This window comes from Arthrobacter hankyongi (assembly GCF_022012395.1).
In the GTDB taxonomy this organism is placed as follows: domain Bacteria; phylum Actinomycetota; class Actinomycetes; order Actinomycetales; family Micrococcaceae; genus Crystallibacter; species Crystallibacter hankyongi.
Window position 1 is genome coordinate 15,191 of the sequence record NZ_JAKLTQ010000004.1, and the last position, 19,907, is coordinate 35,097.

Sequence of the window (19,907 nt, forward strand, 5' to 3'; positions counted from 1 at the left end):
CGGGCGGACGTGCCCGGCGTCCCTAGACGACCGGGCGCTGGCTGAAGTCTTCGGCCTTGTCCCTGGGGCCGGCCACGATGATTTCGTCGTCGGCGTACAGCACCGTCTGTGCCGTGGTGTGCTCCCATTTGCCGCCCTGCCGCTTGACCGCCACCACCGTCACCCCGAAGGCGTCGCGGATGCCCAGCACGCCCAGCGGCCGGTTCTGCGCCACCGCCGGCGGACTGGTGCGGGTCATCACGTAATCGTCCTCGAACTCGACATAGTCCCGCATCGTGCCCCGGACCAGGTGGGCCACGCGCCTGCCCATGTCGTGCTCGGGGCGGATGACGTGCTGCACGCCGAGCTGCTCCAGGATTTCCGCGTGCGGCTCGCTGATCGCCTTCGCCCAGATCTCCGGGTGCTTGAACTTCAGTAGCCGGGAGGTGGTCAGGATGCTCGCCTCCACATCGGTGCCGATGCCGACGACGACGCGGTCGAACTCCGGCACGGAGAGCTGGCGCAGCACCTCCTCCTTGGTCGAGTCCGCGCGCACCACGTGGGTGAGCAGCCCGTTGTAGGCCTGCACCGTCTCTTCGCGCATGTCGACGCCGAGCACCTCGGTGCCCGCCGCCTCCAGCTCCAGGGCCAGCGCACCGCCAAAGCGGCCCAGACCGATGACGGCGACGGCGTCCAGCGCGCGCCTGCCGCCGTGGGGAGTGAAATGTCCGGTCCTAGCCAATGAGGGGCCTTTCCTTCGGGAATTCGAACAGTACCGGGCGCTGGCGCAGCGCGAGTGCGGAGGCCAGCGTCACCGGGCCGAGGCGGCCGACGAACATCAGCAGGATCAGCACCAGCTGCCCCGCCGGCGCCAGCTGGCCGGTGATGCCGGTGGTCAGCCCCACCGTGGCGAAGGCGGAGACGGATTCGAACAGCAGCCGGTCCAGGCCGAACCGGCCCTCGAGCAGCATCAGGGCCATGGTGGCCGCGACCACCAGGCCGACGGCGAGCAGCACCACCGTGATCGCCTCGCGGTGCACGGACCGGGAGAGCCGCTTGTTGAAGACGTTCACCACGGTCTCGCCGCGGATTTCGGCGCGCATGATGAAGAACAGCACCGCGAAGGTGGTGATCTTCAGCCCACCGGCGGTACCGGCCGAGCCGCCGCCGATGAACATCAGGATGTCCATGAAAAGCCAGGTGACCGGGTGCATCTGGCCGATGTCCACGCTGTTGAACCCGGCGGTGCGGGTGACGGTGGACTGGAAGAACCCGGCCAGCACCTTCTGCTCCGGCGGCAGCGGGCCGAGGGATCCGGGCTGGTTCCATTCCAGGGCGGTGATGAAGACGGTGCCGGCGGCCAGCAGGACGACGGTGCCGGAGAGCACCAGTTTGGTGGTCATGGTCCAGCGCAGCGGGTTGCGGAAGTGCCGGCGCAGCTCGAAGAGGACCGGGAAGCCGAGACCGCCGATGATGATGCCGGCGGCGATGGGCAGGCAGATCCACGGATCCCCGACGAAGCCGATCAGGTTGTCCGCGTACAGGGAGAAGCCGGCGTTGTTGAAGGACGCGACGGCGTGGAAGATCCCGTGCCACAGCCCGTCCCCGAGGGAATAGCCGTAGCCGGTGGTGAAGCGCACCGTGAGCACCGCGGCAATCACGGCCTCGGTGGCCAGGCTGACCCGCAGCACGCCCAGCAGCACCGCGCGAACGTCCCCGAAGCCCGCGCTGCGGGTCTCCGCCGCCGTCGAAATCCGGGACCGCAGGCCCAGCCGCCGGGCCAGCAAAACCCCCAGCAGGGTGCCGAAGGACATCACGCCGAAGCCGCCGACCTGGATCAGCACCATGATCACGGCGTGCCCGAACGGGGTCCAGAAATGCTCCACGTCCACGGTGCTCAGCCCGGTCACACAGACCGCCGAGGTGGAGGTGAACAGCGCCTCGAGCAGGGACGCGCCGCCCGGCCCGTGCTTGGCCGCCGGCAGCATCAGGACGAGGGTGCCTGCGGCAATGGCTCCGGCAAACCCCAGGACGATTACCTGGGCCGGATGGGCGGGGGCGAACCGCCGCAACGCTGCCCCGGCGGGGCCACTGAGCCGCATAGGCCATACCGTACACCGGGAGGCCGGCCGGCCCTAAACCCGCCGCAGCCGGCCGCCCGGGCCGCCTTAGTCGGTGTCGGTCCGGTCCGACCCGGGCTCGGTGATGACCGGATTTTCCAGCGTCGCCGCCGGCCGCCCGGTGTAGCTGGCCTGCTCCGGGTGGCCGCGGTGGAGTGCGCCGGAGATGCTGTCCCCGGCCTTCTTCACCGCTTCCTTGAGGTGTTCCTGGGCTTCGGGCGCCTTGTCCTTGACCGCCGAAGCCGCGCCGGACACCTTCGACTGGACCGTCGGGCTTTCCCAGGCCTGCCGCGCCCGCGTCTTGAGCTGCTCGTAGCTGCCTCTGCCGGCGCGGGCGCCGAGAACGAAGCCCACGGCCAGTCCGGCGCCGAAAACGATGGCTTTCATGATCGCACTCCTGTCGGAAGGGAATGGCACAAGCGAAGCATACTGAGCATGACCGTTCAACCACCGCATGCACCCACCCTGGCGCCGACCCGGGGTCATCCTTGAGGACTACGTCCCCGCCGCCGAAGATCAGCCCGGGGAGCCATGTGCCCGGCCGGCCCGGTCCGTAGCGTGGAGGTGTTGGTGCGGCACGCTGCCGCCGCCCGGGTGCTCCGGGTCCCTTCACTCCTAAGGACGGTTCAGATGATCGAGGCACAAGGCCTGGTCAAGGTCTACGGCGGCAAGCCAGCCGTGCAGGACATTTCCTTCACGGTCCAGCCCGGCAAGGTCACCGGCTTCCTGGGCCCGAACGGCGCGGGCAAGTCCACCACCATGCGGATGATCATGGGCCTGGACGCGCCGACCGCCGGCCGCGTCACGGTCAACGGCCTGCCCTACGCCCGGCACAAGGCGCCGCTGCGCCAGGTCGGCGCGCTGCTGGATGCCAAGGCGGTGCACACCTCGCGCAGCGCCTACCACCACCTGCGGGCGATGGCCGCCACCCACGGCATCGGGCGCAAGCGGGTCCACGACGTCATCGAGCTGACCGGGCTCGGCGCCGTGGCCAACAAGCGCGTGGGCGGCTTCTCGCTGGGCATGGGCCAGCGCCTGGGCATCGCCGCGGCGCTGCTGGGCGATCCGCAGACGGTGATCCTGGACGAGCCGGTCAACGGCCTGGACCCGGAGGGCGTGCTCTGGGTGCGCACCCTGGCGCGCTCGCTGGCGGCGGAGGGGCGCACCGTGTTCCTCTCCTCGCACCTGATGAGCGAGATGTCCCAGACCGCCGACCACCTGATCGTGATTGGCCGCGGCCGGATCATCGCCGATGCTTCCGTGCAGGAGATCCTGGACGGCCGCGGCCGGGCGCGGACCCGGGTCCGTACCGACAGCGCCGAGGGTGCGAACCTGCTGACCGGTGCGCTGGCCGGGCCCGGGGTCACCATCGAGGCCCGCGAGGCGGGGCTGCTCGAGGTCTCCGGCATCGAGCCGCGGGCCATCGCGCAGGCGGCGCTGGAGCACCGGGTGCTCGTCTGCGAGCTGACCCCGCTGCAGGCCTCGCTGGAGGAGGCCTACCTGGACCTGACCCGCGACGAGGTCGAATACCACTCGGGCGACCTGTCCGGCATCCACGACGATATTGCCGCCGGCACCGCCGCGGCAGGAAAGTAGCCACCGATGAGCACTTCCACCGTGCAGAACCGTCCGGCCGGCACCCCGGCCGTCCGCCCCGCCGCCGGCAGCGGCGTCAACTTCCTCCGCACCCTGCATGCCGAGTGGATCAAGTTCACCACCCTGCGCTCGACCTGGATCCTGCTGGCCACCACCGTGGTGGTCATGGTCGGCATCGGCCTGCTCGGCGGCTGGGGCGTCGGCTCCGGGCTCGAGGAGCTCGCCGCCGAGGGCCAGGACCCCGCCGCGGTGGGCCTGGATCCGCAGCTGCTGTACATGATGACCACCGGCGGGATCGACTTCGGCCAGTTGATCATCGGCTCCTTGGGCGTGCTGCTGATCGCCTCCGAATACTCCACCGGCATGATCCGCTCCACCATGACCGCGGTACCGGACCGGCTCTCGCCGCTGTTCGCCAAGGCGCTGGTGATCGCGCTGGTCGCCGCCGTCGTCGGCGTTGTCTCCAGCTTCGCCACCTACTTCCTGATGCAGCCGATCCTGGCCCAGTACGGGCAGGAGTTCGGCCTGGACGTGGAGAACCTGGTGCCCTCGATGCTGCTGTCCGGGGTCTACCTGGCGCTGGCCTCGCTGATCGCCCTGGCCCTGGGCGCCCTGATGCGCAACAGCGCCGGCGGCATCGTCGCACTGGTGGTGCTGTTCCTGATCGTGCCGATGGTGCTCGGCTTCATCCAGCTGGACTGGATCCAGGACACGCTGCCGTACCTGCCCTCCAACGCCGGACGCCAGCTGCTGGCACTGCAGATTGCCGACGGCGACCTGACCCAGCTGCAGGGCGGGCTGGTCATGGCCGCCTGGTCCGCAGTCCTGCTCGCCGCCGCCGCGGTGGTGATCAAGCGCCGCGACGTCTAAGCGCCCGGCGGACGGGAGCCCCGGCAGGCCTTGGCCCGCCGGGGCTCCTTCCTGCGCCCGGGCGTTTCATTGACTGCAACCCCCGGCGGATCTACGATGCACAGGATCGCTCTCGGGGGCTCTCCAAGGTCATGAATACCTCACAGGTTAGGAGCCGGTCATGGCAATTGCAGTCATCGTGGAGTTCCCAGGGGGCACCTTGGCGCAGTACGACAAGGCCATTGAGCTGATGGGCATGTCGCCGGGCGGCACGCACACCGAGCCCGGGTGTATTTTCCACTGGGTGACCGCCAACGACGACGGCGTCCGGGTCACCGATGTGTGGGAGGACAAAAGCCAGTTCGAGGCTTTCGCCCGGGACAAGATCGGCCCCCTGACCGAACAGGCCGGGTTTCCGGCACCGCCCAATGTCAGCTTCGTCGAGGTGCATAACTACCTCACCCGGCCCTGAGGTCCAGGCCGTGGACCTGGCGGCGGACCGGGCCGTGGACGGCCCGACGCCGCCTATCCCGCGAGGCCGAGGAAGACGAGCAGCGCCCTCTCGACGCTCACCAGCTGGGAAGTTGTCAGCCTGCCGATCCGGCCCTGGACGCTGGACCGGCGCACTGTGGTGGGCCTGTCGATCGTCAACCAGAGTAGTGGCCAGGGGAAGGACCGTGACCGACTCCGTGGCATCGAACCGGTCGTCCTGGATGATGAGGGCCGGGCGGGGCTTCGACGCATCGACGCCGCCGGCCACGGTCCAGAGCTCGCCGCGGGTCATTCCTCATCCCACGGGGCAGAGACTGCCTCGATGAACGCCTGATCATCCGAGTCGCGCTCCGCAGCGGCCACGGCGGCGGCCTGGCGGTGCGCTTCGGCGCTGAATCCCTGTGCCCGCACGTCCGGCACCCAGATCTGGATGGGCCGGTAGCCCTGCCCGCGCATCCGCCGGCGGTCTTCGCTGACCCGTGCCCTGACACCCACGAAACAATTGTTACCTGTAACGCGGGAGCGTGCCACGCGTGGGCGCACCAGGCCAGGATTCCGCGCACCGCTGCCTTCACCGTGTAGGAACCGCGGCCAGGGCCGGTGTCCGCCGACAGGCTAGGCTTTCCCCGTGGGGGAAATGACGAGCATCAAGGAGGCGGCGGAACGGCCGGCCGCTGTCTCCTTTACCGAGCTGGCGGCCCGGCGGCGCGGGCCGCTGCGCCGCTTCTTCCGCCGCCGGCCGGTGGCCATGGACTGGCTGATCGCCGGGAGCTATCTGCTCTTCTCGCTCCAGACCGGCTTCGAGGCGGCCTTCGCCGGCCGGCCCGCGGCCCTGGTCATGGTTCTGCTGATCGGTGCCGTGCTGCTGCTGCGCCGGCGCCTGCCGGTCACGGTGCTGGCCGCCGTCACGGTGCTGGAACTGCTGCTGATCTTCGTCCAGCCCACCGGACAGACCGCCACCCTGAGCATGTGGTTCGCCCTGTATGCGGTGGCCGTTGCCCGGCCCACCCCCTTCGCGCTGCTGGCCATGGCGGCGTCCAGCCTGCCGGCGATGCTGCTCTTCGGTCTCTTCCTGCCGGCGCTGGTCCAGCGGGACCCGGCGGTTGCGGCCGAAGTGGCCCAGGAGCTGGCCTCGGGCGAACTGGACTACGTGGGCTGGCTGATTGCCGCCTTCGTCGGAGCCGCCAACCTGATCGCCACCGGCATCGGCAGCATGATCCGCCGGGACCGGCTGCACGAGGAGGAGGTGGCCCGCTGGGCCGCCGAGCACGCCCGGCTGGCCTCGGCCAGCGAGCGTACCCGGATCGCCCGCGACATGCATGATGTGGTCGCCCACTCGCTCTCGGTGATGATCGCGCTCTCGGACGGCGCCGCCGTCGTCGTACGCAAGGACCCGGACCGCGCCGGCGAGGTACTGGACCAGCTCTCGATGACCGGCAGGACGGCGCTGGCGGACATGCGCCGCGTGCTCGGCGTGCTGCGCGAGGACGGCGGGACGGCGGCGCCGCTGGAGCCGGTGCCGGGGGAGGGGCAGCTGGCCAGCCTGGTCGAGGGGTTCCGCGCCGCCGGGCTGCCGCTGCGCCTGATGGTCACCGGCCCGGAGCTGCCGGAGGACGCCAACTTCAGGCTCACCGTGTACCGGATCATCCAGGAGTCCCTGACCAACGCGCTGCGCTACGCGCGCGGCCTGTCCCAGGTGGAGGTGGCCCTCACCCGGGAGGGCAGCCGGATCCACGTCCGGGTGGCCGACGACGGCCGGGGCACGGTACCGGCGAGGTCGCTGGGGGCCGGGCAGGGGATCGCGGGCATGCACGAGCGTGCCGCGCTGTACAACGGCACCGTGGTGAGCGGTCCGAGCCGCCACGGCGAGGGATGGATTGTCGAAGCAACACTGTTCTGGCCAGGGGAGGGCAAGAATGACATCAACAGCAAACCCGGAAACTGATCCGCACGAGGTCGAGGGACAGGCCGGGCAGCCCGGCCCCGTGCGGGTGCTGCTGGTGGATGACCAGCCCCTGCTGCGCATGGGCTTCCGGCTGATCCTGGAGGGCGAGGACGACGTCGAGGTGGCCGGCGAGGCGTCCGACGGCGCCGAGGCGGTGCGCCTGGCCGCGCAGCTGGAGCCGGACGTGGTGCTGATGGACGTGCGGATGCCGGTGATGGACGGCATCGAGGCCACCCGGCAGATCGCCGGGGCGCACGGCGCCCGGATCATCATCCTGACCACCTTCGATCTGGACGAGTACGCCTTCGCCGGGCTGCAGGCCGGCGCCAGCGCCTTCCTGCTCAAGGATGTGGCGCCGGCGGAGCTGGTGGCCGCGGTGCGGCTGGTGGCCAGCGGCGACGCCGTGGTGGCGCCGCGGGTCACCCAGCGGCTGCTGGAGACCTATGTCCGCGGGCTTCCGGCCGGGACCGGCGCCGGGGCCCCGCCGCCGCAGCGGGACCCGCTGCTGGATGACCTGACCCCGCGCGAGCAGGAAGTGCTCGAGGCCATCGCCGAGGGCCTGTCCAACGCCGAGATCGCCCACCGGTTCTTCCTCTCCGAGGCGACGGTGAAGACCCACGTGCGCCGGATCCTGGCCAAGCTGCACCTGCGCGACCGGGTGCAGGCAGTGGTCTACGCCTACGAGACCGGGCTGGTGGTGCCCAGCAACCCGGACTACTAGACGAGGACAGCCCCTTCCACCGGCAGGTTGAGGTTCCGGTTCTGACCTGACGACGGCGGCGGGGACCCGCCGGTGCGGGTCCCCGCCGCCGTCATGGCGGTTTCGGGCGGTTTAGCCTGCGATGTAGAGCAGTCGTTTGTTGACGAATTCGTCCATGCCCAGGGGCCCGGGGTCGCGGCCGAAGCCCGAGCCCGTTCGGTGAACAGTCCGCCGATCCGGGCCGCGACCCGATCGGCACGCCCTGCCAGGACCGGCACGCCCGCTCGGCCGCGGCAGCGGCGGTCATGAACGGTTCTCCTGTCTTAGATGCCCTTCGGATGCCAGACCCGGGTGCCCGAGCGGTCCGTCGCATAGTCGGGCCAGGCCAGCTCTGTCGGCGGCATGAAGTCGGCCGGCAGCAGCGCCGGCATCGGCTCCTCGGCCACGCGCCGGTCGAACTCCGTCTTCGCCGCGGTCAGCATCTCCGGCCTGGTGAGCAGGTCAAGGAAGGTGCCGGCGATGGTCTTTCCGGTGGTTTCGATGGTCGGGTCGATGGTCTCCGGGATGCCGCCGAGCGCGTTCATCACCCAGCCGGGGTACGCGCCGGCTCCGGGGGCCGGCTTAAGCGCGGGCCGGGAGACGTAGAAGCGCACGGTGGGGGCATAGTGGGTCATTTCCACATAGTCGTCGCTGGTCCAGTTCTTCTGCCACGGCGCCAGGTGTTCCCGCAGCGCGGCCTCGGCGTCCTGTGGACTGATGAGCTGTTCACATTCCTCGAGGAACGGCTTGTCCATCGGGTCCAGGCCCAGGTTCTGCTGGATCTTCTGCGCGGCGGCCACGGCCTCCGGACCGTACTGCGGGGCGCCGACCTGTTCCAGGTTCGCATAGAGCGCCTCGGCGAGCACATGGTTGGTACGGCCGGGCCGGTTGCGGGCCACCCAGGTGGTCTCCAGCCGGCAGTGCGCCATCGCGGCGGCGTGTCCGGCATTGCGGTCCAGCACGGCAAGCACATGCTCGGCCATCTCGAGCGTGGGGCAGCGCCAGGAGTACTGGATCTGGGCGATCCGGGCGGGCAGGTTGTCGGCGGTGGCCTGGCCGTGGGTGAAGATCGCGTCCGAGAGGGACCAGCCGCCGAAGCTGGGCAGCATGGCGTCCTGCATGACGCGCGAACTGGTGTACATCTGCATCAGCGCCACGTTGGCTCCCGGGGCGCGGGCGGCCGAGTGCGAGGCGGGGATGGGGGAGTTGGGGTTGGCCGACAGTTGCCAGCTTTCCGGCTGGTCGCAGACGAAGGTGTAGACCTTGCTGTAGTAGCTGCCGCACTGGGTGTCCCAGCGAGCCGTATTGCACAGCGGCAGCATGTAGAACGGGTGGAAGCTCACGATCGCATCCACGCCGTCGTAATAGCCGCGCAGGCCGTGCACCACCTTGGAGCCCTGGACCTTTTCGGCCGGCTCGCCGGTGTACCTTAGTGTCCCGGCGATGCCGTGCACTTCCATGGCGTGCTTGGTGGCCAGCAGCCCGGCCAGGGTGGAGATGCCCAGCGCCGAGTGCGGATCCGTGTGCCCGGGGGCGAATTCGCTCAGGCCCTCGCGCGGGGCCTCCTCGTGGCCGGCGGCCTGGCAGTTGCCGGGCACGGCGTCGTACTCGGCGTAGGTGAGCAGCACCGGGCCGGGGCCCTGGCTCCATTCGGCGGCAAAGGCGGTGGGCATCCCGCCGGAGGCCTCTTCGACGTCGAAGCCCTCGGCGCGCAGCCGCTCCACGTACCAGGCGGCGGACCGGTACTCGCGCCAGGCCGGTTCGGCCAGTTCCCAGATATGGCGGTGCCACTGGCTGAGCCGGGGCATGTTTTCGTCCACCCACTGCCGGGCGGTGGCCTTGGCCTCCGCCGTCAGTCCGGCTGCCGGGGTGCTCAGGGTCTCTGTCATGGTTCTCCTTGGAAACAGTTAGGTGCTCACTCGCCGGCCAGCGCGGCGAGCGGAAGATGGATCAGCTGCAGCCCGCCGGCGTCGAGCGCGTCGCGCAGCGCGGCGGCGAGTCCGGCCAGGCTGGAGACGCGGCGGCCGTTTCCGCCGAAGGCGCCGGCGAGGGCGGCCCAGTCCGGCTGGGCCAGGTCCACTCCGACCGGGGCGATCCCGCGGTCGGCTTCGTTCTGCCGGATCTCGCCGTAGCCGCCGTTGTCCACGCAGACCACCGTCAGGTCCACGCGCTGTTCGACCGCGGTGGCCAGTTCCTGCACTGCGAACATCAGGGCGCCGTCGCCGACGACGGCGAGCACCGGGCGGTCCGGCGCGGCAATCCTGGCGCCGATAGAGGCCGGCAGCCCATAGCCCAGGGTGGCGTACGCGGGGGTGTAGAGCAGGCTGTGCGGCCGCTGCTGCGGGATGAAGGTGGAGGTGCCGAAGTAGGTGATCTGTGAGGAATCCCCGCCAATGATGGTGTCTGCGGGAACGGCCGCGGCGATGGTCTCGGCAACGCTGACCAGCAGCGGGGAGACGGCCCGTGCTTCCGCCGCCAGATCGGCCCGGATCGGGTCCAGGTCCACAGCCTCCGCCGCGTGCCCGTCCAGCGCTGCCACGAGCTGGGGGACGACGGCGGCGGCGTCGCCGACCAGACCGACATCGGCCCGGACGTTCTTGCCCAGCTGGGAATCGAGGATGTCCACCCGGATGACGGTGCCGTGCGGGGCGACCCGGCCGCCCCACATCTCCGCTTCGCCGACCTTGGAGCCGATGACCAGCAGCACGTCCGCGTTGCTGCACAGGTCCTGGGCGCCGGAGAGGCGGATGTTCGAGCCCAGGGAGAGCGGGTGGTCCTCGGGCACGGCGGCCTTGCCGTTGAGCGTGGTCACCACCGGCGCCTGCAGGAGTTCGGCCAGCTGGGTCAGGGCGGCGCCGGCGCGCAGCGAACCGCCGCCGGCCAGGATCACCGGGCAGTCGGCCGCGCGCAGCACCTGCGCCGCCGCAGCGACCTGGCCGGCGTCGGCCCCGGCGGGTGCGTGCAGCGGCCGCGCCTGCAGCAGCTCCGGCGGGCAGTCGTTGGGGCCCTCGAGCACGTTCAGCGGCACCTCGAGGTGCACCGGCCGGGGCCGGCCGTAGCGGAACAGTTCGAACGCCTCGTGGATGGCCCCGACCGCCTCAGCGGCGCTGTGGACGCGGCGGCTCCACTCCATGATCGACCCGGCCGCGCCGGTCGCGTCCTTCGTCTCGTGCAGTGCGCCGATGTCGGCGAACTCCTCGCCCTCGGGCACGCCGGGGGAAAGCACGATCAGCGGCCGGGACTCGCAGTACGCGGTGCCGGCGGCCGACAGCGCGTTGAGCAGGCCCGGTCCGGAGGTGGTGATGACGACGCCGGGCAGACCCGCCTGCTGGGCCCAGCCGTCCGCCGCGTAGCCGGCGCCCTGTTCGTGCCGGCTGGTCACGGGCCGGATGCCCAGCGGTGCCAGGTGCCGGTAGAACTCCAGGTTGTGGGTGCCCGGAATGCCGAAGACGGTGTCGATGCCGTAGCTGCGCAGTACCGTCATGACGGCCAGTCCGGCGTTGTTGGTGGGGATGCCGGCGGCTACGGAGGCCCCGGCCAGGTCAAGCGTCTGCATGTTGGTCCTGTCTTCCTAGAGTGCCGCGGCAGCGGCCGCGGTTTCCGTGCCGGCGGTCTGCGCCGTGAACTGGCAGACGCCGTTGACCCAGGTCTGCAGCACCGGGATCGCGGCGATCTCCGCGGCGTCGACGGCCAGCGGGTCCGCGGCCAGCACGGCGAAGTCCGCGCGCTTGCCCGGCTCCAGCGAACCCAGTTCGTCCTCGCGGCCCAGCGCGCGGGCGCCGTTGAGGGTGTGCGCCAGCAGCGCCTCGTAGGCTGGGATCCGCAGCGAGTCCGGGCCTAGACGGTGCCCCTGCCGGGTGACGCGGGTGACGGCGGCCTGGATGGCCTCCAGTGGACGGGGGTCGGCCACCGGGGCATCGGAACTGATGGTCACGGTGACGCCGGCGTCGAGGAACTCGCCCAGCGGGTTGAACCGCTCACCGGGGGTGCCGATCGCGTCCTTGACCCCCTCGCCCCAGTTGTAATAGTGCTGCGGCTGGTTCACCGGGTAGATGCCGGCGGCGGCCATCCGGGCGATCTGCCCGCCGGTAGGCAGGCCGCAGTGCTCGATCCGATGCCGGGCATCGGGGTCCGGCCGTTCAGCCTGGGCGGCCTCGATGGCCGAGATGACCATCTCCAGCGCGGTGGGGGACTGCGCGTGCGTGGCCGTCTGCAGGCCGGCCAGATGGGCCTTGCGGATCAGTTCCGCGTAGTCGGCCGGCTCGTGGTAGAGCTGGCCGGTGCGGCAGGGATCGCCCACGTAGCCGTCCGGGAAGTAGGCGGTCCAGCCGCCCAGAGTCCCGTCCGCGTAGAGCTTGATGCCGGCGAAGCTCAGGTGGGCGTTGCCGAACTGCCCGTGCAGGCCCATCTCCAGGGCCTCGTCCAGCAGGTGGGAGAGCAGGTACATGTTGATGCGCGTCTTGAGCTGGTTCGCCTCCGCCAAACGCAGGTACATGTCGAACTCGCGCTTGGAGACCTGGCAGTCGCCGATGGTGGTCACCCCGCCGGCCAGGAAGTTCTCCTGGGCCGCGCGCAGCTGGCGCAGGTGCTCTTCCGGCTCGTCCGCCAGGTGGAAGTTGGGTCCGTGGTGCCCGATCTTCACGCCGCCGAGCCCGGTGAGGATGTTGCAGGCGGCGTCGGACAGTTCGCCGGTCAGTTCGCCGTCGGCGTCGCGGAAGAACTCCCCGCCGGCCGGGTTCGGGGTGTCCCGGGTGACCCCGTGCAGTTCGAACGTGTAGGAGTTGACCACGCCGCCGTGGCCGGAGGCGTTCATCAGGTAGACCTCGCGGTCCGTGGCCACCTGGTCCAGCTCCTCCTTGCGCGGGTGCCGGCCTTCGGCCAGGTTCCGGTGCTCGTAGCCGAAGCCGCGCACCGGCAGCCCGGCCGGCGCGGTCTCCGCTGCCGCGCGCAGCAGCGCCACGATCTCCGGGATGCTGGCGGCGTGGGCTGGACCGCAGTCCACCCAGCTCATCATCTGGCCGAGCATCAGCGGGTGGGCGTGCGGGTCGATGAAGCCGGGAACGACGACGGCGCTGCCAAGGTCCCGGATCACGGGCTCGGCCGGGGAGATTTCGGCTGCCGCCTCACGGCATTCGGCCAGGGTTCCGGTGGCAACGATGTCCGGCCCGTACATCAGCATGGCGTCGGCGTGCGGCCGGTCGGCGGCCAGGGTATGGATGGCGCCGGCGGTCACGATGACCGGGACGTGCCGGTAGCCCGGCTGTTCGAAGTGGGTGAGTTTTCGCAAGGGTGGTGCTCCTGGTGGTGGGGTGGTGCCGGCGTGGATCAGGCCGGGGCTGGCTCCATCGGAAGGTCCATGGGAAAGACCGGGGCATCGGGGCGTCCGGTGGCGTGCCAGCTGGCGACGTTCTGTGCCTGCTGGCGGACGTACTCGGCGTCCGTGCGGTCGGACAGGTAGGCCATGTGCGGAGTGATCAGGGCCCGCGGGTGGCTGGTCAGCGGATGTGCCGCCGGCGGCGGCTCCTCCTCGAGGACGTCGGCGCCGTAGCCAGCCAGCCGGCCGTCGTCGAGCGCTTCGGCGACGGCACCGACGTCGATCAGCGGGCCGCGGCTGACATTGATCAGGTAGCTGCCATGCGGCATGCGGGCCAGGGTCCGGGCGTTGATCATGCCCTCGGTCGCGGGTGCCAGCGGTACGTGCAGGGACAGCACGTCGGAGGTTTCCAGCACCTCATCGAGGCCGGCCCGCCGGATGCCGGCCGCGGCCAGCTTGCGCGCGGTGTCCGGGTTTTCCGGCAGCAGGGGATCGTAGCCGACCACCTCGGCGAAGGCAGGGGCGGCCAACTGGCCGAACCGCGTGCCGATCCGGCCCAGGCCCACCAGTCCCAGCCGCTTCTCGCTCAGCCGGACCGGCCGGCTGTCATTGCGTACGTTCCACTGGCCGGAGCGGACGGCCCCGGCGTAGAACGGCAGTTCACGGGCCAGGGCCAGGGCCAGCGTGAAGGCGTGGGCGGCGACCTCTTCCGTGGCCGCACCCGGGATGTTGGTGACCCAGATGCCCCGGCTGCGGGCCGCCTCGATATCCACGTTGTTGAAGCCCATGGACATCAGCGCGATGATCCGCAGGTCCGGCAGGGCGGCGATCAGCCCGGCGTCGATGGCGGCGTAGCCGACCAACAGGGCGACGGCGCCGGCGGCTTCCCGGGCGATCACCTGCGGGTCCTGGGAGCCCAGGTAGCGGACGTCGAATCCGGCGTCTTCCAGCAGTGCCACCCCCGCGGAGAAATCCGTGTCGTCCATGTCGGTGTAGACGGCCAGCGGCCGGACCCGGTTGTGCGCATTAGTGGACATGGCTGAGGAACTTCCTGGTGCGTTCGTGCCGGGGGTTGTTGAAGAACTCTTCCGGCGCAGCCTGCTCGACGATGACGCCGCCGTCAAACAAGGTCACCTCGTCGGCCACCCGGCTGGCGAAGCGGACCTCGTGGGTGACCACGATCATGGTCATGCCGTCCGCGGCGAGCTTCTCCATGACCTCGAGCACCTCGCCGACCAGTTCCGGGTCCAGGGCCGAGGTCGGCTCGTCGAAAAGCATGACGTCCGGATTGAGCACGAGCGCGCGGGCAATGGCCACGCGCTGCTGCTGGCCGCCGGAGAGTTCCGAGGGATAGTGGCCGGCCCGGTGGTCCAGGCCCACCCGGCCCAGCATCTCCATGGCCCGCTCGCGCGCCTCGCGGTGGGAGATCCGCTGGACCGAGGTCAGCCCAAGCATCACGTTGCGGCAGGCGTCCAGGTGCGGGAAGAGATTGAAGCGCTGGAACACCATGCCGATGTCCTGGCGCTGGCGGGCGAGGGCTCGCTCGGGCAGGTGGACCGTGCGTCCGTTGCGCACCGTGGTGCCGATTGTCTCGCCGCGCAGCCGGATGCTGCCGCCGTCGGCCGGCTCCAGCAGGGCCATCAGGCGCAGCATGGTGGACTTGCCGGAACCGGAGGGGCCGAGCACGGCCTTGACCTGGCCCTTGCGGACCTCGAATTCAACGCCCTTGAGCACCTCGTTGCCGGCGTAGGACTTGTGCAGGTTGCTCACCTGCAGAATGGGCTGGGTCATCGGGACAGCCTCCTGGCTGGAATCGTGGCCGCGGTTCATCACAGCCCCGCCTTCGCCGGCGCCTTGGTCTTCTTCACGGTGGTCCGGGAAGTCCAGGTGAACTTCTTCTCCACCGCGGACTGCAGCAGGGTCAGGGCGGTGACAATGATCAGGTAGTAGATGATTGCGGCTGCGTAGTATTCGGCATAGCGGAAGGTGATGTTCACGCCCACCTGGGCGGTGGTCAGCAGCTCCCGCAGCGAAATGACCGAGGCCAGCGACGAGTACTTCACCAGCCCGATGAACTCGTTGCCGGTCGGGGGCAGGGCCACGCGGATCGCCTGGGGCAGGGTCACCTTGAGCATGACCTGGGCCGGGGACATGCCCAGCGCCCGGCCGGCCAGCGACTGCCCCTCGTCCACGCTCTGCAGCGCGGAACGGATGATCTCGGCCATGAAGGCGGCCTCGACCAGACCCAGGCCGACGACGGCGGCGACGAACGGCGTATACCAGTCCTGCCGGAAGACCGGGAACATCTGCGGCAGTGCGTTCCACATGATCAACAGCACCAACAGTGCCGGAATGGCACGGAAGAACCACACGTAGGCGCCGGCCGGCGCCTGCCAGGAACGCTTGGGCGAGGTCCGGCCCAGGGCGACAAAAAACCCGATGCCGGTGGCCAGCAGCAGCGACAGCACGGCCACGGCGACGGAGATGAACGCGCCCCACAGGTAGGCCGGGCTCAACAGTTGCTGAATGAAGATTTCAGGATCAAAAAGCATGGATTCACTTCCTGCTGTCCGCTGCGGGGCCGCAGCCCCGCAGCGGAGCGGGGGTCAGCGGACGTCCAGGATTTCCGGAGCGAGGTTGTACTTCTTGGCCAGCTCGGCGAGCGTGCCGTCGGCGTGCAGGGCCTTGAACGCCTCGGCCACCGCGGGAGTGAGCTCGTCGCCCTTGCGTGTGAACACGCCGAACTGGGTGTCGGTTTCGAAGACCTTGTTGGCCACCTCGAGCTTGCCCTCGTTCTGCGAGGCCATGTAGGCGGCAGCCACGTTGGTTTCCACCAGGGCGTCCGCCTTGCCATTGAGCACCGCCAGCACGGTCTCGGAGGTCTTCGGGTACTCCGTTAGCTTCGGGGCCTCCTTGCCCGCGGCGCTGCACTCCTCCGCAAGCTTCTGGACGCGGGCCGCATTGCTGGAGGCGGACTGGGCCACGACCGAGCGGCCGCACAGGTCGGTGGGGGACGTGAAGGCGGCGGCCGTGTCCGGTGCGGCGAGTACCGCCGGGCCTGCGTTCATGACGGGTGCCGCGTCGGCGACCTGGAGCCGCTCCTCGCTCATGTACAGGCCACCGAGGATGATGTCGCAGCGCCGGCTCTGCAGGCCGGGCATGAGCCCGTCGAAGGCGGTGACTTCGAACTTGGCCTCGACGCCCCAATGCTTGGCCAACGCGCGGCCGGCATCGGCATCGAAGCCCACGATGTCGCCACCGGTGCCGTTGGCGTAGTACTCCAGCGGCGGGTATTCCGGGTCGATGCACAAGGTGACCTGGCCCGCGTTGACGAGGCCCTTGGGGGCCTTGTCGGCGGCGGCGGCCCCGCTGCCGCCGGAAGGGGCGCCGCAGGCGGCCAGGGCCAGGACTGCGGACGAGGCGGCCACGGCAAAGGTAAGCGACTTCTTCATATGACTCTCCTGGGATGGGGCGGGCGGCCGTGTTGACCCGGCGCCCACGGACCGAAGTATTGGAAAGATTCTGTGGGACGCGCCACATTCCGTCAAGCAATATTTCTGTTGAATCAAGGCCTAAGGCGCATTTCGCTGCCGTAGGTGTACAAGTTTTTCTCTTTTATGCTGCTTGTGGGGGGAATAAAAGCAAAATTGCACGATGCTGCCGGATCGGATTGATATAAAAGATGCATGAACGATTTTGAAGAGCAGCTGGTCCGCGCTCTGCAGCAGGACGGCCGTGCCTCGTTCAGCGGACTGGCAAAGGACCTGGGGGCAACGCGGGCAACGGTCGCCACCCGCGTCAACGCCATGATCGACTCGGGCCAACTGCGGGTCGTGGCGGCGGTGCATCCCCGGGTCCTCGGGCTCAACTGCCTGGCCCACATTGCCATCCGCCTCGCGGGCGATCCGGCCGCCGCGATCGAGGCGCTGGATGCGATGGAAAGCCCCGTGTTCATTTCCCAGACCACCGGGCCCTACCAGCTCGCTGCGGAGCTGCGCACGCCGACGATGTCGTCGCTGTACCGGCAAATCGAACTCATCCGGTCGCTGCCCCAGGTCACCGCCGTCGAAGTGCTCATTTACGAACGGGTGATCCGCAGCCTCTTCCTCGGGGCCGAACCCAGCCTGCCGGACCTGGACCTGAATGAGGCGGATCTGAGGCTGATCAACCTGCTCCAGCACGACGGGCGCATGTCATTGGCCGACATGGCGGCGCAGATCGGCCTGTCGGTGAGCGCCTGCCGCGCGCGCATGCATCGGCTGCTGGAGGCAAACGTCATGCAGATCGGTGCCATCCGGCGCCGGACGGAAAACTCCCAGGCCATGGCGTTCGGGCTGGGGATCACCACTGACGGCTCCGAAAACGAGGCGATAGGCTACCTGCAGGGACTCCCGGGGGTCGAATTCATCGTCAAGTGCATCGGCCGGTTCAACCTGGTGGCGACCATCGGCGTTGCCTCGCTGGGCGAATACCAGCGATCAGTGGCTGGCTTGCGCAGGTTGGGCTCGGTGGCCAGCGTTGACACCTGGCTACACACCGAAATAGTGCTTGAGCGCTACGAAAAGTCGCTCGATGCCTTAGTCGACGCCATCACCGCACGCGGCTAAGGTCCGGACCCGGCGAGGGCTGGAGGGTCCTCCGCAATAACCTGCTGCTGCGGGGGTTTTGACCTATCCCCGCCGCGTGCCTCGGGCCGGCGCCAGCGTCGCGATCGGCAGGTCGCCGTCGGTCTCGATCGCGTCCCCGCCGCCGTTGCGGGCATGGTAGCCGGTGGAGAAGTGGCGCACGGTGTGGACCGAGGCACCTGCCGCGTGCAGGTCGGCCGCCACCAGGTCCCGCTCCCGGTCGGTGTTTTCGGCGATTTTGTGGGTGACCTGGAAAGTGAACAGGGACAGTCCCACCCGCCGGTCGAAGGTGGCCGCCCCGACCAGGTCCACGGCGAAGCCGCCCGGCAGCAGCCAGCCGGGCGGACAGCTCCAGTAGCGCACATGGTGGCGCTGGGCCGGGCTGCCGGCCACTTCCTTCTCGAAGGCCAGTGTCTGTTTCTGGCCGAACACGAACAGCGGGCTGACCGGGGCCGCCGGATAACTGCGCCGCAGCAGCGAATCCCGTACGATCCGCCAGCTGCTGCGCCAGGTCACCGGGTCCGCCTCGGTCCAGCCGGCGGCGGCCATCGCCGCCCGCAGTGCCTCTGGTGCCCCGACCACCGCCAGATTGACCGGATCGCCGAGCAACCCGTCCACGGTCCGGGCCCGGCCGATGAAGTAGTCCGGGACGTAGATCCGGGTCAGCAGGCGGTTCAGCCGCGGCAGCAGCAGGTAGGCGGCCAGAACCCAGATGATGACGAACGCCCAGGGTTGCCGCGCGTCGTCGTCGGCCTCGGCGAGGAACAGCGCATATACGGCCCAGCCGGCCAGGATGGTGGTGGCCAGGTAGAAGAGCCGCTGCAGGGTCAGCACCACGGTGCCGGCCAGCCGCCGGTACCAGTGCCGCGGCCGCGCCGCCGGGGCAGATGCGCTCTTCGCACCCTCCATGGTCCTATTATGGCCGCCAGCACCGGGGATTTAGCCCCGGCCGCAGCCATCCGCTACCATTGTCAGGGCTGCGCTGTCTGCTTCGGGCCGGCATTTTTCAGGGACCACCACCAGATTCCTCGAATGTGCTTCCGCCTGTCCGGCAGCCCAGCCAACGCAATAGAACCTCCTGTTACGGAAAGACCGTGACCGCTTAGCCCGAAGGAGGTGGGTTCACAATGCGTGCATATGAGCTGATGGTAATCATCGACCCCGAGGTTGACGAGCGCACCGTCGAGTCTTCGCTCGACAAGTTCCTCAACGTTGTCCGTACCGAGGGTGGCTCCGTCGACAAGGTCGACATCTGGGGACGCCGCCGTCTGGCCTACGACATCAAGAAGAAGTCCGAAGGCATCTACGCCGTCGTCAACTTCACCGCTACCCCCGCGACTGCGGCCGAACTTGACCGCCAGCTTGGTCTGAACGAGACCATCCTGCGGACCAAGATCATCCGCCCGGAGGAGCAGAAGATCTCCTCGAAGTAGCCGCACGGGACATCCCGCGCAGTTACTCCGGCAGGATCTTCGGGCCCGTTGACGGGTCCTGAGAAAGAACGCAGCAACCAGGAGGCAGCATGGCAGGCGAAACTACTATCACTGTCGTTGGCAATCTCACCAACGACCCCGAACTCCGTTTCACTCCGTCGGGCTCCGCAGTCGCCAACTTCACCGTTGCGTCTACCCCGCGGACCTTCGACCGCCAGTCCAATGAGTGGAAGGACGGGGAAACCCTGTTCCTGCGCGCATCGGTATGGCGCGAGGCTGCCGAGAACGTCGCCGAGACCCTTACCAAGGGAACCCGCGTGATCGTCCAGGGCCGCCTGAAGTCGCGTTCTTACGAAACCAAGGAAGGCGAAAAGCGCACCGTGATTGAGCTCGAGGTGGACGAAATCGGCCCCTCGCTGCGCTACGCTTCCGCGAAGGTCACCCGTACCCAGCGCTCCGGCGGCGGGCAGGGCGGCTTCGGCGGCGGCAACGGTGGCGGCTTTGGCGGCGGGCAGGGCGGCTTCGGCGGCAATGCCGGTGCCAACGCCGGCGGTTGGGGCGGTGGGCAGCAGCCCGCGCCGCAGGACGATCCCTGGGGCGCACCGTCCGGGGGCAACTCCGGCGGCTGGGGCAACGGCCCGGACTCCAACGAGCCTCCCTTCTAACGAGCGGTGCAGGCCCTTTCGTGTCGGCTCCGCCGCCACGCAGGGACCCGGCTGCACCGCTCTTGCGGTACAGGCCCTTTCGTGTCGGCTCCGCCGCCACGCAGGGACCCGGCTGCACCGCTCCGGGGCGCAGGCCCCACATCCAGGCGG

General features: G+C 69.5%; 21 protein-coding genes and 1 pseudogene. 8 read left to right on the top strand and 14 right to left on the bottom strand.

Annotation, left to right across the window (positions count from 1 at the left end; genetic code table 11):
• Positions 1-22 precede the first annotated feature (22 nt).
• From LVY72_RS07735 to LVY72_RS07745, 3 genes are all read right to left on the bottom strand, one after another.
• Positions 23-721, bottom strand: a complete 699-nt coding sequence (locus tag LVY72_RS07735) for a potassium channel family protein (RefSeq protein WP_237819400.1) — start codon at positions 719-721, stop codon at positions 23-25.
• The gene (locus tag LVY72_RS07740) at positions 714-2,081 is read right to left on the bottom strand and encodes a TrkH family potassium uptake protein (protein WP_237819402.1); all 1,368 of its coding nucleotides are present in this window, start codon (positions 2,079-2,081) and stop codon (positions 714-716) included. The genes LVY72_RS07735 and LVY72_RS07740 overlap by 8 nt, the downstream gene beginning before the upstream one ends.
• A gap of 66 nt (positions 2,082-2,147) precedes the next feature.
• Positions 2,148-2,486 (bottom strand): YtxH domain-containing protein, encoded by a 339-nt coding sequence (locus LVY72_RS07745; RefSeq protein WP_237819404.1) that lies wholly within the window; start codon positions 2,484-2,486, stop codon positions 2,148-2,150.
• 243 nt (positions 2,487-2,729) lie between these two features.
• On the opposite strand from LVY72_RS07745, the gene LVY72_RS07750 reads away from it, so the two are divergent.
• The 3 genes from LVY72_RS07750 to LVY72_RS07760 all read left to right on the top strand — a co-directional run bounded on the left by LVY72_RS07750 (position 2,730) and on the right by LVY72_RS07760 (position 5,016).
• Positions 2,730-3,695: an ABC transporter ATP-binding protein gene (locus tag LVY72_RS07750; protein WP_237819406.1), complete on the top strand. Its 966-nt coding sequence runs from the start codon at positions 2,730-2,732 to the stop codon at positions 3,693-3,695.
• A 6-nt stretch (positions 3,696-3,701) separates the two neighbouring features.
• Positions 3,702-4,565 carry an ABC transporter permease gene (locus tag LVY72_RS07755; protein ID WP_237819407.1) on the top strand — a complete coding sequence of 288 codons (864 nt, stop codon included), beginning with the start codon at positions 3,702-3,704 and terminating at the stop codon, positions 4,563-4,565.
• A 160-nt stretch (positions 4,566-4,725) separates the two neighbouring features.
• On the top strand, positions 4,726-5,016 hold the full coding sequence (locus tag LVY72_RS07760; protein ID WP_237819409.1) for an antibiotic biosynthesis monooxygenase family protein: 291 nt from the start codon (positions 4,726-4,728) through the stop codon (positions 5,014-5,016).
• Positions 5,017-5,069: 53 nt separating this feature from the next.
• Here the strand turns inward: LVY72_RS07760 and LVY72_RS24265 are convergent, their stop codons facing one another.
• The 3 genes and pseudogenes from LVY72_RS24265 to LVY72_RS07765 form a co-directional block, all read right to left on the bottom strand.
• Complete coding sequence (locus tag LVY72_RS24265) at positions 5,070-5,195, bottom strand: hypothetical protein (RefSeq protein WP_269092310.1); 126 nt, start codon at positions 5,193-5,195, stop codon at positions 5,070-5,072.
• Between the two features lie 34 nt (positions 5,196-5,229).
• Positions 5,230-5,328, bottom strand: a pseudogene (locus tag LVY72_RS24875) (type II toxin-antitoxin system PemK/MazF family toxin); the annotation flags it as partial.
• A complete protein-coding gene (locus LVY72_RS07765) occupies positions 5,325-5,531 on the bottom strand; it encodes an antitoxin MazE family protein (RefSeq protein WP_237819411.1) in 207 nt (68 codons plus the stop codon). The pseudogene LVY72_RS24875 and the gene LVY72_RS07765, both read right to left, overlap by 4 nt.
• Positions 5,532-5,673: 142 nt before the next feature.
• On the opposite strand from LVY72_RS07765, the gene LVY72_RS07770 reads away from it, so the two are divergent.
• Entirely contained in the window at positions 5,674-6,981 is a 1,308-nt protein-coding gene (locus LVY72_RS07770; protein ID WP_237819859.1) for a sensor histidine kinase, read from the top strand.
• The gene (locus tag LVY72_RS07775) at positions 6,953-7,702 is read left to right on the top strand and encodes a response regulator (RefSeq protein WP_269092311.1); all 750 of its coding nucleotides are present in this window, start codon (positions 6,953-6,955) and stop codon (positions 7,700-7,702) included. The genes LVY72_RS07770 and LVY72_RS07775 overlap by 29 nt, the downstream gene beginning before the upstream one ends.
• Before the next feature lie 302 nt (positions 7,703-8,004).
• Here the strand turns inward: LVY72_RS07775 and LVY72_RS07780 are convergent, their stop codons facing one another.
• Genes LVY72_RS07780 through LVY72_RS07810 form a run of 7 tightly spaced genes read right to left on the bottom strand, consistent with a single transcriptional unit; the run spans position 8,005 to position 16,486 of the window.
• A complete protein-coding gene (locus LVY72_RS07780) occupies positions 8,005-9,609 on the bottom strand; it encodes a zinc-binding metallopeptidase family protein (RefSeq protein WP_237819413.1) in 1,605 nt (534 codons plus the stop codon).
• Between the two features lie 26 nt (positions 9,610-9,635).
• The gene (locus tag LVY72_RS07785) at positions 9,636-11,276 is read right to left on the bottom strand and encodes a thiamine pyrophosphate-binding protein (protein WP_237819415.1); all 1,641 of its coding nucleotides are present in this window, start codon (positions 11,274-11,276) and stop codon (positions 9,636-9,638) included.
• Between the two features lie 15 nt (positions 11,277-11,291).
• A complete protein-coding gene (locus tag LVY72_RS07790; protein ID WP_237819417.1) occupies positions 11,292-13,007 on the bottom strand; it encodes an amidohydrolase in 1,716 nt (571 codons plus the stop codon).
• A 38-nt stretch (positions 13,008-13,045) separates the two neighbouring features.
• Complete coding sequence (locus LVY72_RS07795) at positions 13,046-14,071, bottom strand: C-terminal binding protein (RefSeq protein WP_237819419.1); 1,026 nt, start codon at positions 14,069-14,071, stop codon at positions 13,046-13,048.
• On the bottom strand, positions 14,061-14,825 hold the full coding sequence (locus LVY72_RS07800; RefSeq protein ID WP_269092312.1) for an amino acid ABC transporter ATP-binding protein: 765 nt from the start codon (positions 14,823-14,825) through the stop codon (positions 14,061-14,063). The genes LVY72_RS07795 and LVY72_RS07800 overlap by 11 nt, the downstream gene beginning before the upstream one ends.
• 38 nt (positions 14,826-14,863) lie before the next feature.
• Positions 14,864-15,586: an amino acid ABC transporter permease gene (locus tag LVY72_RS07805; RefSeq protein ID WP_237819421.1), complete on the bottom strand. Its 723-nt coding sequence runs from the start codon at positions 15,584-15,586 to the stop codon at positions 14,864-14,866.
• A gap of 54 nt (positions 15,587-15,640) precedes the next feature.
• Positions 15,641-16,486 carry an ABC transporter substrate-binding protein gene (locus LVY72_RS07810; RefSeq protein ID WP_237819424.1) on the bottom strand — a complete coding sequence of 282 codons (846 nt, stop codon included), beginning with the start codon at positions 16,484-16,486 and terminating at the stop codon, positions 15,641-15,643.
• A 234-nt stretch (positions 16,487-16,720) separates the two neighbouring features.
• On the opposite strand from LVY72_RS07810, the gene LVY72_RS07815 reads away from it, so the two are divergent.
• Positions 16,721-17,641 (top strand): Lrp/AsnC family transcriptional regulator, encoded by a 921-nt coding sequence (locus LVY72_RS07815; protein ID WP_237819426.1) that lies wholly within the window; start codon positions 16,721-16,723, stop codon positions 17,639-17,641.
• A 63-nt stretch (positions 17,642-17,704) separates the two neighbouring features.
• On the opposite strand, the gene LVY72_RS07820 is transcribed toward LVY72_RS07815, so the two are convergent.
• Positions 17,705-18,568, bottom strand: a complete 864-nt coding sequence (locus LVY72_RS07820; RefSeq protein WP_237819428.1) for an LssY C-terminal domain-containing protein — start codon at positions 18,566-18,568, stop codon at positions 17,705-17,707.
• A gap of 218 nt (positions 18,569-18,786) precedes the next feature.
• Between LVY72_RS07820 and rpsF the strand changes: the two genes are divergently transcribed.
• A complete protein-coding gene (gene rpsF, locus LVY72_RS07825) occupies positions 18,787-19,092 on the top strand; it encodes a 30S ribosomal protein S6 (RefSeq protein ID WP_237819430.1) in 306 nt (101 codons plus the stop codon).
• A gap of 89 nt (positions 19,093-19,181) precedes the next feature.
• Positions 19,182-19,757: a single-stranded DNA-binding protein gene (locus LVY72_RS07830; RefSeq protein ID WP_237819432.1), complete on the top strand. Its 576-nt coding sequence runs from the start codon at positions 19,182-19,184 to the stop codon at positions 19,755-19,757.
• Positions 19,758-19,907: the final 150 nt, after the last annotated feature.

Coding starts and splice junctions, on each gene's coding strand:
- LVY72_RS07740 (WP_237819402.1), bottom strand. CDS start 2,081: ATGCGGCTCAGTGGCCCCGCCGGGGCAGCGTTGCGGCGGTTCGCCCCC.
- LVY72_RS07745 (WP_237819404.1), bottom strand. CDS start 2,486: ATGAAAGCCATCGTTTTCGGCGCCGGACTGGCCGTGGGCTTCGTTCTC.
- LVY72_RS07750 (WP_237819406.1), top strand. CDS start 2,730: ATGATCGAGGCACAAGGCCTGGTCAAGGTCTACGGCGGCAAGCCAGCC.
- LVY72_RS07755 (WP_237819407.1), top strand. CDS start 3,702: ATGAGCACTTCCACCGTGCAGAACCGTCCGGCCGGCACCCCGGCCGTC.
- LVY72_RS07760 (WP_237819409.1), top strand. CDS start 4,726: ATGGCAATTGCAGTCATCGTGGAGTTCCCAGGGGGCACCTTGGCGCAG.
- LVY72_RS07770 (WP_237819859.1), top strand. CDS start 5,674: ATGACGAGCATCAAGGAGGCGGCGGAACGGCCGGCCGCTGTCTCCTTT.
- LVY72_RS07775 (WP_269092311.1), top strand. CDS start 6,953: ATGACATCAACAGCAAACCCGGAAACTGATCCGCACGAGGTCGAGGGA.
- LVY72_RS07780 (WP_237819413.1), bottom strand. CDS start 9,609: ATGACAGAGACCCTGAGCACCCCGGCAGCCGGACTGACGGCGGAGGCC.
- LVY72_RS07785 (WP_237819415.1), bottom strand. CDS start 11,276: ATGCAGACGCTTGACCTGGCCGGGGCCTCCGTAGCCGCCGGCATCCCC.
- LVY72_RS07795 (WP_237819419.1), bottom strand. CDS start 14,071: ATGTCCACTAATGCGCACAACCGGGTCCGGCCGCTGGCCGTCTACACC.
- LVY72_RS07800 (WP_269092312.1), bottom strand. CDS start 14,825: ATGACCCAGCCCATTCTGCAGGTGAGCAACCTGCACAAGTCCTACGCC.
- LVY72_RS07805 (WP_237819421.1), bottom strand. CDS start 15,586: ATGCTTTTTGATCCTGAAATCTTCATTCAGCAACTGTTGAGCCCGGCC.
- LVY72_RS07810 (WP_237819424.1), bottom strand. CDS start 16,486: ATGAAGAAGTCGCTTACCTTTGCCGTGGCCGCCTCGTCCGCAGTCCTG.
- LVY72_RS07815 (WP_237819426.1), top strand. CDS start 16,721: ATGAACGATTTTGAAGAGCAGCTGGTCCGCGCTCTGCAGCAGGACGGC.
- LVY72_RS07820 (WP_237819428.1), bottom strand. CDS start 18,568: ATGGAGGGTGCGAAGAGCGCATCTGCCCCGGCGGCGCGGCCGCGGCAC.
- rpsF (WP_237819430.1), top strand. CDS start 18,787: ATGCGTGCATATGAGCTGATGGTAATCATCGACCCCGAGGTTGACGAG.
- LVY72_RS07830 (WP_237819432.1), top strand. CDS start 19,182: ATGGCAGGCGAAACTACTATCACTGTCGTTGGCAATCTCACCAACGAC.